This window comes from Streptomyces fagopyri (assembly GCF_009498275.1).
In the GTDB taxonomy this organism is placed as follows: Bacteria; Actinomycetota; Actinomycetes; order Streptomycetales; family Streptomycetaceae; genus Streptomyces; species Streptomyces fagopyri.
This window is the reverse complement of the sequence record NZ_CP045643.1, coordinates 8,261,275-8,276,841: the sequence shown is the minus strand read 5'-3', so window position 1 is coordinate 8,276,841 and position 15,567 is coordinate 8,261,275. Positions and strand designations below refer to the sequence as shown.

13 protein-coding genes are annotated in these 15,567 nt (G+C 69.5%); 1 reads left to right on the top strand and 12 read right to left on the bottom strand.

Going from position 1 to position 15,567, the window contains the following annotated elements; genetic code table 11:
- Nucleotides 1-7: 7 nt before the first annotated feature.
- The 10 genes from GFH48_RS35835 to GFH48_RS35790 all read right to left on the bottom strand — a co-directional run bounded on the left by GFH48_RS35835 (nt 8) and on the right by GFH48_RS35790 (nt 10,512).
- Complete coding sequence (locus GFH48_RS35835) at nt 8-274, bottom strand: hypothetical protein (protein ID WP_153292217.1); 267 nt, start codon at nt 272-274, stop codon at nt 8-10.
- Nucleotides 264-1,736: a class I adenylate-forming enzyme family protein gene (locus GFH48_RS35830; protein ID WP_153292216.1), complete on the bottom strand. Its 1,473-nt coding sequence runs from the start codon at nt 1,734-1,736 to the stop codon at nt 264-266. The genes GFH48_RS35835 and GFH48_RS35830 overlap by 11 nt, the downstream gene beginning before the upstream one ends.
- Nucleotides 1,736-2,902 (bottom strand): acyl-CoA dehydrogenase family protein, encoded by a 1,167-nt coding sequence (locus GFH48_RS35825; protein ID WP_153292215.1) that lies wholly within the window; start codon nt 2,900-2,902, stop codon nt 1,736-1,738. The genes GFH48_RS35830 and GFH48_RS35825 overlap by 1 nt, the downstream gene beginning before the upstream one ends.
- Entirely contained in the window at nt 2,899-4,467 is a 1,569-nt protein-coding gene (locus GFH48_RS35820) for a nitroreductase family protein (RefSeq protein WP_194280772.1), read from the bottom strand. The genes GFH48_RS35825 and GFH48_RS35820 overlap by 4 nt, the downstream gene beginning before the upstream one ends.
- Nucleotides 4,468-4,520: 53 nt before the next feature.
- Nucleotides 4,521-5,867 (bottom strand): aminotransferase-like domain-containing protein, encoded by a 1,347-nt coding sequence (locus GFH48_RS35815; RefSeq protein ID WP_322747014.1) that lies wholly within the window; start codon nt 5,865-5,867, stop codon nt 4,521-4,523.
- Nucleotides 5,864-7,033, bottom strand: coding sequence for an alpha-hydroxy acid oxidase (locus tag GFH48_RS35810; protein WP_228121124.1), 1,170 nt, complete (start codon nt 7,031-7,033; stop codon nt 5,864-5,866). The genes GFH48_RS35815 and GFH48_RS35810 overlap by 4 nt, the downstream gene beginning before the upstream one ends.
- Entirely contained in the window at nt 7,030-8,133 is a 1,104-nt protein-coding gene (hppD, locus tag GFH48_RS35805) for a 4-hydroxyphenylpyruvate dioxygenase (RefSeq protein WP_228121122.1), read from the bottom strand. Before hppD ends, GFH48_RS35810 begins: the two co-directional genes overlap by 4 nt.
- A gap of 51 nt (nt 8,134-8,184) precedes the next feature.
- Entirely contained in the window at nt 8,185-8,397 is a 213-nt protein-coding gene (locus GFH48_RS39560; RefSeq protein WP_228121120.1) for an MbtH family protein, read from the bottom strand.
- A 574-nt stretch (nt 8,398-8,971) separates the two neighbouring features.
- Nucleotides 8,972-9,310, bottom strand: a complete 339-nt coding sequence (locus GFH48_RS35795) for a transposase (RefSeq protein ID WP_153292212.1) — start codon at nt 9,308-9,310, stop codon at nt 8,972-8,974.
- 383 nt (nt 9,311-9,693) lie between these two features.
- Entirely contained in the window at nt 9,694-10,512 is an 819-nt protein-coding gene (locus GFH48_RS35790) for a hypothetical protein (RefSeq protein WP_153292211.1), read from the bottom strand.
- A gap of 623 nt (nt 10,513-11,135) precedes the next feature.
- On the opposite strand from GFH48_RS35790, the gene GFH48_RS35780 reads away from it, so the two are divergent.
- Entirely contained in the window at nt 11,136-12,524 is a 1,389-nt protein-coding gene (locus tag GFH48_RS35780; protein WP_153292209.1) for an MFS transporter, read from the top strand.
- A 43-nt stretch (nt 12,525-12,567) separates the two neighbouring features.
- Here GFH48_RS35780 and GFH48_RS35775 read toward each other — a convergent pair whose 3' ends face one another.
- Both GFH48_RS35775 and GFH48_RS35770 read right to left on the bottom strand, forming a co-directional pair.
- Entirely contained in the window at nt 12,568-14,493 is a 1,926-nt protein-coding gene (locus tag GFH48_RS35775; RefSeq protein ID WP_153292208.1) for a helix-turn-helix domain-containing protein, read from the bottom strand.
- Between the two features lie 235 nt (nt 14,494-14,728).
- Nucleotides 14,729-15,529 carry a 3-hydroxybutyrate dehydrogenase gene (locus GFH48_RS35770; RefSeq protein WP_153292207.1) on the bottom strand — a complete coding sequence of 267 codons (801 nt, stop codon included), beginning with the start codon at nt 15,527-15,529 and terminating at the stop codon, nt 14,729-14,731.
- Nucleotides 15,530-15,567: the final 38 nt, after the last annotated feature.

Genomic DNA, 15,567 nt, shown 5'->3' with positions numbered 1-15,567 from the left:
CCACGGGTCACGGCCGTTTCTGGGCGCGAACGAAGCTCACGATGGAATCCACCGACATCAGGTACTGAGGGTCGGCCTCGGGGTCCACGACGGCACCGAAGCGCAGCTCCAGGCCCTCCATCAGGTTGATGTAGCCGATGGAGTTCACCCCGGCCCGGTCCAGCGCGCCGTCCGCGGCGCGCAGGTCGGCTGCGGTGACCACTCGCCCTGTCGCTACTTCCACCAGCCTCTCGATCTCGCGGTGCAGGTCCGTGCGGTCGGTGTCAGCGGTCATGTGCGGGCGCTCCTGTCCTGAGAAGTTCTTTGAGTTCCGAGAGGCGGACCTTGCCCGCCGAAGACCGGGGGATGGCCTCCAGGACGGAGACCCACCCGGGGACCTTGTAGGGCGCCAAGCCCACCTGACAGACTTTTACGACCTCGGCTCGGCGTGGTGTGCGCGGCCCGGACAGCACCAGGTGCAGGACCGTCTCGCCGCGCGTGTCGGTGTCGGCGAAGCACACGCAGTCGAGGACGCCGTCCAGGGCGAGCGCCACCCGTTCGATCTCGGTGGGGTCGATCTTGCGTCCGGCAAGGTTGATGGGACCGCCGATCCGCCCTGTGATGTGCAGCCGGCCCGCGTCGAGGCTCCCGGTGTCGCCGGTCGCGTAGAAGCCGTCGGGGCCGGTGCGCGCCTCCAGCGCTCCCGGCACGTTGAGACAGCGGGTGGCCATGGAGGCGGTGCGCACATGAACCTGCGACCGCCCGGCTGGGTCGGCGTCGATGCGCAGCGTGACCCCGGGCAGCGGGGTGCCGAGGCCCGTGGTGCGGTGCGAGTCGCGTTCGAAGGTGCAGGGACCGGTTTCGGCGATCCCGTAGTAGTCGGCGATCTGAATCCCGTAGCGGGTGTGGAAGGCGGACCGGATGGCAGGGTCTAGGGCAGCGGCCGCCGAAATGGCCCTGGTGACGGTGGCGAAGGCGGCGTGGTCGGGCTCGGCCGCCTGGGTGAGCAGCCGGTAGGCGAGCGGGAAGGCCACCAGGCGGGTTGCCCGGGATCGGCGCAGCGCCCGGGTGATGCCGCCCGAGGTGGGCAGGCCGCGATAGAGGTGCAGTTCGGCGCCGGTCAAGAAGACCGGCAGCAGGGAGGTGTTGAATGCCAGGCCGTTGGTGAAGGCAGCCAGGCACAGCACCCGGTCGCCGGCCCGGAGCCCGGTGCCGTCCGCCCAGGCGCGTGCGGCGCTGTGGATCGCCGCATGCGAGAACTCCAGGCACTTGGGAGCTCCGGTGGTGCCCGAGGTGAATCGGCAGGTGGCCGTCGCCGGATGCGGTTCGGGGGCGGGCGGGCGGGGGTGCGGTCGCACGGGGGTGGCGAGTGCGAGCCGGGAACCGGGAACCGTGCGCGTCGTGGCGGGCAGCGGGAAGGTGTCGGGCCGGTCGGTGAGATAGACGTCGACACCGCAGGAGTCATCGATGCCCTGGAGCTCCAGGGCGCCGAACTGGGCGTCGACGAGAAGTGGCAGACGTCTGTCGATGACCAGGGCGTAGTAGCTGACGAGGTAATCCACGCTGTTGGCGGCGTGAATCGCCACACGGCGGTCGTCGTCGGCCAGCAGTTCGCTCAGTGCGGCCGCGCGTTCGCGCACCCGTCCGGCGAACTGGTCGTAGGTCAGCTCTTCGCCGTCCCCCACCAGGGCGCGTCGGTTGCCGTGCTCCTCGCACGCCCGTAGGAAGACCTCGTCCAGTGAGTGTTCCGCGGTCATCACGCCACGCCCGCGCGGTCCTGGTCGCCGAGTTCGGCTCGGCACGCCATGCTGTGGTTGGCGATGGTGAGCATCGTCGTCTGGCTGCCGCCCGACATTCGCAGTCCCCTCAGTTGGGCGTGGGCCCGCAGCGCGACGCTGTCCCACATGTAGCCTGCTCCGCCTTCGAGATCGGTGGACAACGAGGCCAGTTCGGTGGCTCGCTCGACGCAGAACCACTTGAGTTCGGCGATCTCCGGGACGGTGCTGCCGCCTTCGGTCAGTCGTAGGTAGCCGTCGGTGATGCCCGCCTCCATCAGCTCCTGGTCGGCGCGGGCTCGCGCCAGTGCGTGGGCGTTGATCGGCCAGGCCGACAGCGCGCGCCCGCCCAGTTCGCGGTTGGTGGAGTAGTCGACGATGTGGGTCAGCAACATCCGGTGGATGAGCCAGGCGTCCACCGCAATGAGGAACCTCATGCGGGACATGACTCTGTTCCAGCGCATCAGCTGGCTGACGCCGCTTCGGGCGACCACTCGGTCCGCGGGCACCTCGACGTCGTCGAACTCCAGTAGCGCGGAGTCGATCGACCGGGTGCCGAGCTTGTCGTAGGCGTGGGTCACGCGGACTCCGGGGGCGTCCTTCTCGACGACGACCACGGCAGGTTGTCCGTCGAGCCGCGCGCTGACGAAGCACAGGTCGGCCTGTGCACCGTTGACTACGAACTTCTTCTGTCCCCGGAGGATGAGGCGGTCGCCGTCCCGTACGGCGGTGGTCGGCTCCTGTGCCGAGGGGTCGGTGTCGCACTGGCAGGCGAGAAGTTCACCCGACAGCAGCTTCGGCAGGTAGCGCTCACGCAGCGTCGGGTCTGCCGCCGAGGTGAGCCATTCGCCGGCGACTTCGTTGTGGACGTGCATGCCGAGTGCGACGCCGCTGTCGCCCACCTGGGCCAGGGCCTCTCCCACCACCAGGGCGCCCAGCAGTCCCAGTCCCTGGCCGCCGTGTTCGCGGGGCAGGGACACGCCGAGAAATCCCCGTTCGGCCAGTTCGGGCCATACGTCCTTGCGGAGCGGGCCCCCGGGGGCGGCACGCCACTGTTCCAGCCATCGCGGGGTGAAGTAGGCGCGGGCGCGTTCCCCGAGTTCGCGATGGGCGTCTGTCATGCGCGCGGACAGGATGCTGTTGCTCACCGTGGGACCACCACTGACTCTTCTCCTCGTATCTGTTCGGGCGCGCCGCTCGTGCGGCGTGCGCCGTGGCTGTAGGCGATCGGGGCGCGGTCCCACTTGACGGCCGACGCGTCGGGGACACCTGCGGCGAGGACGTAGATGACCTCTTCCGAGCTGTTCAGCATGGTCAGTTCCGCGATCCGCTCAGCGTCGAATCCGCCCAGGCAGGTGACACCGACGTCGTGGGCGCATCCGCCCAGGCAGATCCGCTGGGCGGCGGCAGCCGCGTGGAAGTGCAGCTCGGCCAGTCCCTGCCGTCCGTGCCGTCCCCGCAACGCGCGCATCGGCGCGTGCAGAGCTATCAGGACCGCTGCGTCGCGGACCACGTCCTGGTTGACGCAGGCCGCGGCGACCGACTCGGAACTCGCGCCGTCGCCGCCTCGCGGGCTCAGCGCGTGGGTCTGCGGCACGTACGCATAACTGCCGGGTGCGATCCCTTCGACGGTCCGGGCCAGGACGCGCAGGCCGACGAGGGGGCCGTCCGCGCTGTCGACCGCGAGGGACCCGCGAAGGCCGGCCAGCGCGCGTCCCAGGGAGGCGCGGTCCAGTGCCCCGGGCAAGAAGCCCTTGGCCGAGGTGCGCTCCACCGCCACCTGCGGGAACGGTGGCGTCGGGGCAGTATCGGCCCCAGGCAACAGGATGTCGTCCGCTGTGTCTGTTGCTTCGTCCGCACAGGTCACGGAACGAACAGTCCCCCAGTGCGGAGGCGGAGACGACTCTCCGCCATACGTACTTATTGAGCTGATATCCAACCAGTTGTCACATTCCGCGGCGTCCGGTCGCTCCGAGCCGGCATCGCCCTCGTGCCGCCACACGGGAACGGCGAACGGGTTGGCATGACCTGCGCCGTCCGCGCCTTGCCATGTCTGTCCCCCTGCGGGTGCCGAGAGGGCGACGAGCGCCTGCGGCTCCCGGCACCGGCCGTCCACGGCGAAAAGCCGTGCCGCGCGATGCCGGTCGAACCGCAGGTGGACAGCGGGAGTGAATCCGGCGTCGGCGGCGGCGAGCGCGATGTTCGCCGCCGCGTGCCCCCCATCGAGGTGGGTGTAGCGATAGCCTCGCCGGCCGTACTTGCGCATCGACTTCCACGGCCGTCCGACGACGGCGACCACCGCGGCGGGCATGCGCTCCCAGGCCTGCGGCATGCCGAGCAGGGCGGCCAGGTCCTGGTCGCCGACCGGGAAGGGGCTGTGGAGGCAGCAGTCCGCGGCGTCGTAGTGGTAGATCCGGTAGCCGGCGGTCGACTGGAAGGCGACCAGGACGTCGAAGGGGTAGAGGGCGCCGGCGGACGGGGTGGTGCGGGCCCGCATCAGGGTCCGCCCCTTGGTGATGACCGCTCCGGCCCGCTCGCCGTACCCGACGGAGAGGACCTCGGCCAGGGCGAGCCAGCGCTGATGCATCTCGGGACGCGGCCCCGGTTCGGTAGCCCTCGGCGGGACCTGTGTCTCGGAACGCAGACGGGTCTCCTCCAGGAATTGTGCCAGCAGCGGGTCCACCAGCTCCTCGACGTCCATGCCGTCCCTCACGCCTGCCTTTCTCATGTCCGGTGCCCGGTCGGCCGCTCGCCGCGGGCCGTGCCTCACCATCGGATTCCGTCCTCGGCCGCGCGGGCGCGGACGAACACCGCGAACCGGTCCAGGGCCTCGTCGATCCCGTCAGGCGGCAGCGCACTGCACGACAGGCGCAGTTGGCGCATCGGCCCGGGACTGTCGTAGAAGGGGTGCAGAGGCGTCCAGAGCACTCGGTGCTCGCGCGCCGAGCGCTCCAGCAGGGCGTCAGTCACCTCGAACGGGACCGACACGACTACGAAGAAACCGCCATCGGGGGCATTCCATGTGACAGGGCACGGTGCCGGAAAACGGCGGGCGAGGCCGTCGGACAACCGCTCGAGACCTCGCCGGTAGAACACGGCCTCCCGAGCGTTGGCGCGCTCCAGACTGCAGCCGTGCTCCAGCAGCCGCCCTCCCACGACAGCCTGCGCCAACGGCGAGGTGTTGACCGTGATCATGCTCTTGACCCTCGCCAGATGATCGGCGAGCCGCACGGACCCGCCCGCACCGTCCGCAACCAGTTGGTCGGCCATCACGTACCCGACCCGGGTGCCGGGAAAGACGGTTTTGGACAAGGAGCCCAGGTAGACCACACTGCGTGCGGTGTCCAGCGCCTTCAGCGTAGGCAGTCGCTCACCCTTCAGCGGGAAGAGACCGTAAGGGTTGTCCTCCAGCAGCAGGATGTCCTCGCGCCGGGCGATGTCGAGCAGTTCGTGCCGGAGATCCAGGGGAATCCGCACGCCGGACGGATTGGCGAAGTCGGGCACGAGGTAGCAGGCTCTGGGGCGCAGTCCCGCGCCCCGGGCGGCCCGGATGTGCCGAACGAGGTCGTCGGTATCCACGCCGCCGGGGCCGCCGGCGACCGGATGCACCGGCATGTCCAGCAGGCGGGCGGCGCCGGTCGCCCCGACGTAGGCGGGAGTGACGGCGAGCAGCACGTCGCGGGCGTCACGGCGCAAAGTTCGCAGGGTGAGGAAGAGCCCCTCCTGGAAGCCCACTGTGACGACGATCGACTCCGGGTCCGCGTCCATGCCTTCGTCGACCGACAGGTGACGGGCTATCAGGTCATGCACGATGCCCTTGGTCCTGCCGTACTGGAGCAGCGTCCGCCTGACCTGCTCCTCGCTGTACCCGCGATCGGCACGCAGATGCTCGCAGAACCGCCGCAGACAGCGATGGACGTCCTCGACGTCGTAGAAACCCTCGTAGGGAGCGCCCGCGGCGAGAGACAGCGCCCCGGGATACCGGCCGGCGATCTCGTTGAGGAAGTTCATCGATCCGAGCAACGGATCGCCGACTGCGGGGTGGAGATCCTCCAGGGACAGATCGCTTCCCGGAACGGGAGCGAGTTCAGGGGCTGAGGTGGAGAGCTTCACCGAGCACCCACCATGTCGCCCCTGGCCCGTTCCAGGACAGCCCCGGTCCGCCCGTCCGCTGTGACGGTGCGCAGCCGCGAGGCGGCGCCGAGGTCCGGGCAGCCCGCCAAGGCCAGAGCGTGCTCCAGCTCCTCTTGGACGAGACGGAGCACGTGCTTCGCCCCTTCGCCGCCTCCCGCGGCCAGCCCCCACAGCACGGGGCGTCCCAGCAGGACGCCCGTGGCCCCGAGAGCGACCGCCTTGATGATGTCCGTGCCGCTGCGCACACCGCTGTCCAGCAGCACCTCACAGCAGCCGTCAGCCGCTTCGGCCACGGCGGGCAGGGCATCGACACTCGCCACCGCCCCGTCGAGTTGGCGGCCACCGTGATTGGACACCACCACGGCGTCCACCCCGTGCCGCACCGCCCGCCGCGCGTCCAGCGGATCCAGGACCCCCTTGAGGATCAGCGGCAGACGTGTCTGCTCCCGCAGCCACTCGATGTCCGACCAGCTCAGCGAAGGATCCACCAAAGCTGCGGTCTGGGCTGCGACTTCGCTCACCCCGGGCGTGGGGTCGCCCGGCCCGGGCCCGGAGAGGTCGCGGAAGTGGGCGGCTTTCACCCCGTCGGGAAGGCTGAACCCGGCCCGCAGATCGTCCAGACGCCGCCCCATTCGAGGGGTGTCCACAGTCAGCATCACCGCCACGCAGCCGGCCGCTTCGGCGCGGCGCAGGAGTTCCACAGTGCGGCCCCGGTCTCTGAGCCAGTACACCTGGAACCACATCGTGGCGCCCACCGCGGCGATCTCCTCGACGCTGTGGCTGCTGAACATGCTCACCGTGAACGGCACCCCGAGATCGCGGGCCGCACCGGCGGTGGCGAGCTCCCCGTCCTCGTGGACGGCCCGCTGGTAGGCCATGGGTGCCACCGCCACCGGCATCTTGGCATCGACGCCGAGCAGGCGTCCGGCGGTGACCGGCGACGACACGTCCGTCAGCACACGCGGCACCAGGCACACCCGGTCCAACGCCTCACGGTTGGCACGCAAGGTGAGCCCGGTGCCGGCCGCTCCGTTGACGAACCGCTCGACCGTCGGCGGCAGAGCCAGCCGTGCGTGCTCTTCCGCGTCGGCCGGGGTGAGCAGGCACGCGTTCGTGGTCGCCGGGGACACGGTGGTGGCAGTCACTGCACGCGCTCCTGCGAACCGTCGCTCCGCTCGGCCTGCACGGCTTCGTACAGGGCACGGACATTGCCGCTGCCGAAGGTGTCGGCGCCCAGCCGCTCGATGATCTCGAAGAACAGGGTCCGCCGGGGGTGGGTGGTGCGGGTGAAGATCTGAAAGAGCTGGCCATCGTGGTCCTCGTCGGCGAGGATCCCGGCCTCGCGCAGTTCCGCGGCCGAATACCGGGCCAGCGTCAGCCGGTCCGCCAGACGTTCGTAGTACACGTCGGGCGTCTCCAGGAAGTTGACGCCGCGCTTGGTGAGCCGCGCTATGGAGGTGGCGATGTCCTCGGTGGCGAAGGCCAGGTGGTGAATGCCACCACTTCCATGGCGCTCGAGGAAGTCCCCGATGTGTCCGGCGTCGTGGTCGGCGCTCGGAGCCAGCACGGTGAACGTGACGTCCCCAGCCGCGTTGCGCACCGCCTTGGAGTCCATCGCCTCAGTGCCCTGGACCATGAGCTCTTCGTAGACCGTGTGGAAGCCGAAGACCCGCTCGTAATAGGTGGTGCTGTCGGCGAGTTCGCCGGTCCTGACACTGACCGCTATGTGGTCCAGCAGCGTCAGTTCGGGGGACTCTGCCGGCGCGGGTCCGGCCTCCGGAGCGGGGACGAATCCCGGGAGCGGGCCGGGTCGCTCCCGCTCGTCCTCGGGGCGCTGCACCAGGGTGTGCCGAACGTCGTCGAAGCCGGAGGCCAGGACCGCCGTCACGTACCCGTCCCGCTCCGCCGGCTCGGTGAGCACGACGGCAGAGCGCTCGACCGCGTGACGGAACGCGGCGCGTACGTCCGCCCCGGTGAGCGCGATGTCCGCGATACCGTCTCCGTGCCGCTCCACAAAGCCCGCGGCCGGGTGTGCCGAATCCAGGGCTTCGGTGACCACCAGCACAATCCCGCCGTGACGCAGCGCCAGGGACCGTGCCGCGCCTTCGGGGCCATGTCCCTCGGCGGTTGCGAAGACCTCGAACCCGTAGCCGTCCACAAAGTCGGCGGCGACGGACGGGGCGTCGCCGACGTACATCTCCACATGACTGAGCGTCAAAGACTGGGCTGCCGTGCTTCCTGCCACTGTTCTTCCTTTCGTTTTCCGCCGGTTCCAAGAATCTTCGAACCGGTCGATTCAGTGTCCGGCCATGCGGTCGACAAGGCTCTTGGGACGCATGTCCGTCCAGTTCTCCTCGATGAATGCGACACTGTCCCGATGAGTTCCGGCCTCACGGGCGACCGCCCAACCAGGAGGAACATCGGCGAATGCCGGCCACAGAGAGTACTGAAGTTCATCATTGATCAGGACGAAAAAGACGCCGTCCGGATCGTCAAAGGGATTGGTCACAAGAGTGCTCCATTTTTCGGCATGGCCCGAAATAGCCGAGGCAGGAACTCGGATCCTGAACCAAGGCGCGGGAAGGGAGTTGCCAGATGGTGGCCGGTGGGAGTGGCCAGCACGCATGGCCTGGATACCTTGACTCGGCAAGGCACGAAGTGAGCACTGGACGCATCCCGTGCGGAACTGAGCGATCAGCCACCCCAACCGGTGTCATCCGCGTCAGACGCCACGACAGCAGAATCACTCTCGCCGCCCTTTGAAGGCGACAGGTTCGCCGCTATTTCCGAGACGCCCGCCAGAACAGCGAAGGAAAGCGCGAGGGGGACGAAGAGGCCGACGGTGCACTTCATGGAATCTTCCCGTTCTGACGGTTTTCCTGTGGTGCGCTCGGGTCGTTTTCCCTCGCACCATCAGGTTGCCAGCGCGGGTAAGGCGGATCCACACTCCAGGCCCCTCATCAAAGTGTCGAGCACGAACCCACCCCGACCCCCAAATCGCCCATTCAGAACATTGTTGACCAACCTCGGTCCTGCGTGAGGGGCGTGGCCGGAGTCGCCGGACCTCTTCGGCGGCCCGGCTGTCACGTCGGGTGGACGCCGGGTTCCACTGCCGGGTTCGGGTGGCGCTGTGGATCCGGCCTTTCGCTCGGGCGCGCAGCCGGCATGCGGTGCAGCCGGTCGACGACGCCCGCCTGCTGCCGGCGATCCAGACGCCGCCAGCAGGTCTGTCCCGAGCCGAACTCCAACTCCAGCGGCAGGAGTTGCCAGGCCATGTCGTTGTGGAGGACGTACAGGATGCCCCGCAGACACAGCCGGTCCGCCACCGGCTGCGGGCCCGGCGACTTCTCTGGCCGGGGCGGCAGCAGCAGTTCGATCAACGCCCACAAGCCGTCGCCCACGACCCACGGCCGGGTACTCACACCATCCGAACGGCCGAATCGTCACATCGGTCACGCCCGAAGAAGGTACTTCAACAAGATCCTGTTACGAGCTCTACGCCGCATCGACGTCCTCGAAGAGGATTGTCGGCGTGAAGCAGGCTGCAAGCGCGGCTGCCGCAACTGCGATCGGCCAGGTCGTTGAGATTTTGCGCAGGAGCTCGACCAGCGTGCTACACGAGTCGGCGTCCTCCAGGGAGTCCACGGTCACTGCGGCCGGCGCCCGCCACAGGAACCGTGCCGCGCGACACCGCTTGAGCGTTCGTGAGCATGCCCCCTGAAGGCTGGCCGACCCTCCGGAAAGGGGCCTTCCCCGCTGTCAGCAGTCAGGCGGCGTGCGAGTGCACACGTACGTGATGGCCCGCTCAGCGAGCATCGGCAGCGTCTCGCAACACGAAACGGAGGTCGGGATGGGCCGGATCCGGATGGGGCTGACCTTCCGGCAGCACCGGGGCGAGCGCCGCGAACACGCGTTCCACGACGTGGTCGGTATACCCGGCCAGCGTCTCGGACGCTTGCAACAGCACCCCTCCTTTCCGCAAAGGGACCACACGGTGGAAAGCCCCGGAAGCCGCCAGCGTCTCCGGGCCGCCCAGCCGGATCGCCAGTTCTTGAGGACATACCGTGACCCACGCGTAGCCACGCAGGAATTCCCGGCCCTCGGGAAGCGAGTCATCGAGATTTCGCGTCAAAGCGGCCTCGATGTTCGACCAGTCGGAAAATGAGTCCCTTTCGATACGGGCGAACACCGGGTTCAGATCGTCGACCGCCTGCGCGAGGAAATCCACCAGATCTGCACAGTACTTCGGATCGGCCAGCCTCAAAGATCCCGCCTGCAGGCCGACAACGAGCTTCGACCAACCGCCCTCCTCCGGAAAATAGGAGCACTGCACCCGACCAAGAGTGTCATCTCCGTAGAACTCTGTAACGACCCAATCCGGGCTCTGCTCCAGCTCCACCCTCAGTCGCGCGCGGTTCCTTCCCAGATGAGACATATTACTTCGACGGCTCCCCCCGGACTGCCGGACGGACGTCCCGGTTTGCACCCCAAATTCAGCGCGCTCCTCCTGATGGACCAGTTCAGCAAAAGGCCCGGAAAATGCCCTCTCGAACCAGTCGACCAGGACGGCCCCCCGATCTGCCGCACCAAGCGGATCGAGGGTTGCCTCCACGTATACATCCATGCATCATTCCTTCTTCTCGCACGGGTTCAGCACTCGGGAGCCGCCGCCCACGGTACGTGGGCGGCGAAATCGAGTCGTTTTCTGGGCTGAGCAAGTCGCAGTTCAACCGACTGGTGGCGTTGGTGCGGCGTCGTGGTGGTGATGTTCAGCGCGGCCGCCCTTGGCGGCTGCCGTGGAAGACGAGTGAGCACCGCACCCAGGCGCAGCACCTGGCCCGTGCTCACGGCGACCGAGCAGCAAAGCCGGCCTTGGTCTCTCAACCCGGACACCACGCAACGACCCTGAACCGATCAACCCCAGATGCCCGAGTTCAACGGAGCGTAGTCAGCACCAAGTCAGCACGGGACGGGTGAAGACGGGTGATGACATGGGCTTTTGGTCAGCACCAAGCCAGCACGGGAGTCAGCACCGCATAGTCAAACCATCCTGAACTACGCTTCCCGGACGGCGCTCGTTTCGATCACCTTAGAGCTCCTGAGCCGCCCGCCCTCGAACCGGCATGGTGGCCGCACGCATAGCCAACCCCCCAACTATGGTGCCCCACCACATGTGCCCCTGACCTGCGTCTTCCTACGGTGTGCCCACACGTACCCGTCCCCACCGCACACAAGGAAGTGGCGCGCATGGCCTCCGAGACCACCGCTCCCCCACCACCCGCCACCAATCTCAAGCGCATCGTCGCCGCCAGCCTCATCGGCACCACCATCGAGTGGTACGACTTCTTCCTGTACGGCTCGGCGGCCGCGCTCGTCTTCAACAAGCTCTTCTTTCCCGGCTCCGACCCGCTCGTCGGCACGCTGCTGTCGTTCCTCACCTACGCGGTCGGGTTCGCGGCCCGGCCCATCGGCGCGCTCGTCTTCGGACACTACGGCGACCGCCTCGGCCGTAAGAAACTGCTCGTGCTCAGCCTGTTGCTGATGGGCGGCGCGACGTTCGCGATCGGTCTGCTGCCGACGCACGCGACCGTCGGCGCGGCGGCCCCCGTGCTGCTGACGGCACTCCGCCTCGTCCAGGGCTTCGCACTGGGCGGCGAGTGGGGCGGCGCCGTCCTGCTGGTGTCCGAACACGGGGACGCGAAGCGGCGCGGGTTCTGGGCCTCCTGGCCGCAGACCGGAGCGCCCGCGGGTCAGCTCCTCGCGACCGGCGTGCTCTCGCTGCTCACCGCCACCCTGTCCGACGACTCCTTCGTCGCCTGGGGCTGGCGCGTCCCGTTCCTGCTGTCGGGCGTACTGGTCGTCGTCGGTTTGTGGATACGTCTGTCTGTCGATGAATCACCTGTCTTCCAGGAGGCCTTGGCACGGTCCGAGGCGCGCGGGCGGACGCGGGAGTCCGCCGCGGAGAGGCTGCCGCTGGTGTCCGTGCTGCGCCACCACTGGCGCGACGTCCTGGTCGCGATGGGCGCCCGCATGGCGGAGAACATCAGCTACTACGTGATCACCGCCTTCATCCTCGTGTACGCCACCACGTCCGCCGGCGTCTCCCGGCAGACCGCGCTGAACGCGGTACTGATCGCCTCCGCCGTGCACTTCGCGGTCATCCCCGCCTGGGGCGCGCTGTCGGACCGGATCGGCCGCAGGCCCGTCTACCTGCTGGGGGCCGCCGGAGTGGGCCTGTGGATGTTCCCCTTCTTCTCGCTCATCGACACAGGCGGCTTCGGCAACCTGATCCTCGCCGTCACCGTCGGGCTCGTCCTGCACGGCGCGATGTACGCGCCCCAGGCCGCCTTCTTCTCCGAGATGTTCGCGACGCGGATGCGTTATTCCGGTGCGTCGATCGGTGCCCAGTTCGCCTCGGTCGCGGCAGGGGCCCCCGCCCCGCTGATCGCGACCGCGCTGCTGTCCGACTACGGCAGCTCCACACCGATCTCCCTGTACGTCATCGCGGCGGCCGTTCTCACCCTGATCGCGGTGGGCGTCGCCGAGGAGACCCGGCACCGCGACCTTGCCGGCGTGGCGGACCACGACGAGGCGGAGGCGACCGTGCCGGCGGCGGACGCGCGTTCCACGGCCTGACCGCGATCCCCCATCTCCGGGCCCCCGTACGCGCGTACGGGGGTCAGTGCCGTGCGGTCGTGGACAACCGATGCAGTCTCAGGGCGAGTTGGATCTCCAGTACCCGGGCCGGGCTCTGCCAGTCCTCCCCCAGCAGCCGGCCCACCCGCTCCAACCGCTGGGCCACCGTGTTCACATGGACGTGCAGGTCGTCCTTGGTGCGCGCCGGGCTCATCCCGCACGCGAAGTAGGCGTCGAGGGTGCGCAGCAGGTCGGTGCCGCGCTGCTGGTCGTAGTCCACGACCCGGCCGATGGTCCGCCCGACGAAGCCGGAGATGTCACGGTCCCCGGCGAGCAGCAGCCCCAGGAACCCGAAGTCCTCGGCGGCCGCGCCGTCCCCGGCGCGGCCGAGCAGGCGCAGCGCTTCGAGGCAGCGCTGCCCCTCCGCGTAGGCCGCCGCCACCGCTTCGGGGTGCGCGGCGAGGTCTTCGAGGGGTGCCGAGGCGCCGACCGTGACGGCCTCCTGGACGGCGGTGCCCAGCTGTCCGGCCGTGCGGCGGGCCAGGTCGGTGGCGGTCTCGTCCGGTCCGAGCGGGAGCAGCAGCACCGTGCCACCGTCGCGCGCGGCGGCCAGTCCGTGTCCGGTCGCGGCAAGATGGGACGCGGCGGACCAGAGCCGTCGGCGGGCGTCCGCCTCGCGGTCGGCGTCGGCTGCCGTGGTGTCCAGGCGGGCGGCGAGCACCACATGGACGGCGTCCAGGTCGGCGTGGAGACGGGTGGCGCGCTCGCGCAGCAGGCGTGGGTCGCGGTCCCGGACGTCCAGCAGGTCGTCCAGCAGCTCGCCGCGGACGCGCTGTTCGGCCTCGGCCGCCGAGCGTCTGGCGAGCAGGAGCAGTGACGTGACCATCGCGGCGCGCTCGAACGTGCGCTGGTCGACGGGGTCGAGGCCCGGGTGTCCGCCCAGCACCAGCGCGCCCAGCAGCTCGCCCCCGGCCGCCACGGCCGCGACCCAGTCCTGGCCGTGCCGCACCGCGTGCCCCTCGGTGCGGGAGGCCTGGAGAGCGGCGCCCGGTGCGGTGTCCGTCCCGGTGAACTCGACCGTGCCGTCCAGTACTTCGGAGACGGCCGCGGCCACGTCATGGACTCCGCCGCCGCGCAGCACCAGTTCGGCGAGGCGGTCGTGGATGTCCGAGGCGCGCTCGATCACTCCGCTGCGGTCCCGGATGATCTCGTGGGCACGGCCCAGGCGGTCGAGGGCCGAGCGGGTCTCCGTCAGTCGGTTCGCCGTGTCGATGGCCGCCGCGGCCAGCGCCGCGAACGAACCGAGCAGGGCGATCTGTTCGCGTTCGAAGATCCGTGCCCGCCGGTCCGCGGCGAACAGCACTCCGATGACGTGCGGCCCGATCATGAGGGGTACGCCGAGGATGGCGACCAGTCCCTCGTCCTGTACGCCCGCGTCGATGGCCCGGGTGTGCTGGAAGCGGTCGTCCTTGAAGTAGTCGTCGGTGACATAGGGGCGGGCGGTCTGGGCTACGAGGCCGCCGAGCCCCTCCCCCATGCCGAGCCGCAGTTGCTGGAAGCGCGCCGCGACCGAGCCCTCGGTGACACGCATGTACGTGTCACCCTCGGCCTCGTCGTGCAGGCTGAGGTAGGCGACGTCCGTGCCCAGCAGTGACCGGGCCCGCTGCACGATCGCGCGCAGTACGGCGTCGACGTCGCGCAGGCCCGCCAGGTCGTGGGCGGTCTCGAAGAGCGCGGACAGTTCGGCCTCGCGACGGCGCCGGCCCTCCATCTCGGAGCGCACCCGCAGCGCGAGCTGCTTGGCCTCTTCGAGCGCGGCGACGCGGGCGGCGGGACAGCTCTCGGCGCGGGCGAGCAGGACCGGCTGCTCGTACGCCTCGGCGGGCGCGCCTCTGGCCAGCAGTTGGAGGAAGGGCGTCTCGGCGTTGTCGGCGGAGCGCTCGGCGGACTGCTCGTGATCGCGGGACATGCTCAAAGGATGACCTGTCGTGAGGCCGGCCCGGCCGGCCCTGTGGACAACTCGGCGGGTACCGGATCGCTGAGGGCTGTCCTGGTGATCCCCGGCGAGCGCACGACGACAGCCGCGGCACCTCGCCGCGTTGCCGGGGTCGCCCGGGCACACCCGGTACGAGGACGACTCTCCGCCTCGGGACACACGGCATCCGACGCCGTGCGCCGATCCACCGGGGACTGCGGGACTGCCCTCAGTGCGCCGTCCAGCCGCCGTCCATGACCAGCGACGTGCCGGTGACGAAGGAGGACCGGGGCCCGCACAGATAGGCCACCGCGTCGGCGACCTCGTCGGGTTCGACGAGTCGTTTGACCGCGCTGTCCCGCAGCAGCACCTCGGACAGCACGCGTTCCTCGGGAACGTCGTGGGCCCGCGCCTGGTCCGCGAGCTGCCTCTCGACCAGTGGGGTGCGCACATAGGCGGGGTTCACACAGTTCGAGGTCACTCCATGGGGGGCGCCTTCCAGGGCGGCCGTTTTCGACAGCCCCTCCAACCCGTGTTTCGCGGCCACATAGGCCGACTTGAAGGCTGACGCGCGCAGCCCATGGACCGAGGACACATTGACGATGCGGCCCCAGCCCTGCCCGTACATGTGTGGCAGTGCGCCGCGGATCAGCCGGAACGGGGCCTCCAGCATCACCGTGAGCATGGTGCGGAAGTCCTCGGGGGGAAACTCCTCGATGGGCCGCACCGTCTGCAGTCCGGCGTTGTTGACGAGGACGTCCGTGCCCTCGGCGGCCCGCTCCGCCGCGTCGAGGTCGGTGAGGTCCAGGGGATGCGGCTCCACCGTGCCCGGGAGACCTCGGGCCAGCTCGGCGAGTTCGTCCAGCCCCGCGGCGTCCAGATCGACCGCCCGTACCCTGGCCCCCTCGCCGGCCAGCCGCAGTACACAGGCCCGGCCGATGCCGCCGGCGGCGCCGGTGACCAGGGCGGTACGGCCGTCGAGTCCGGACGAGGGGGCGTGGGGGCCCGGGAGGGCGCTGGGCGAGGTCATGGCTCGACCCTAGGCAGCCCGACCGCCCCCACACATGT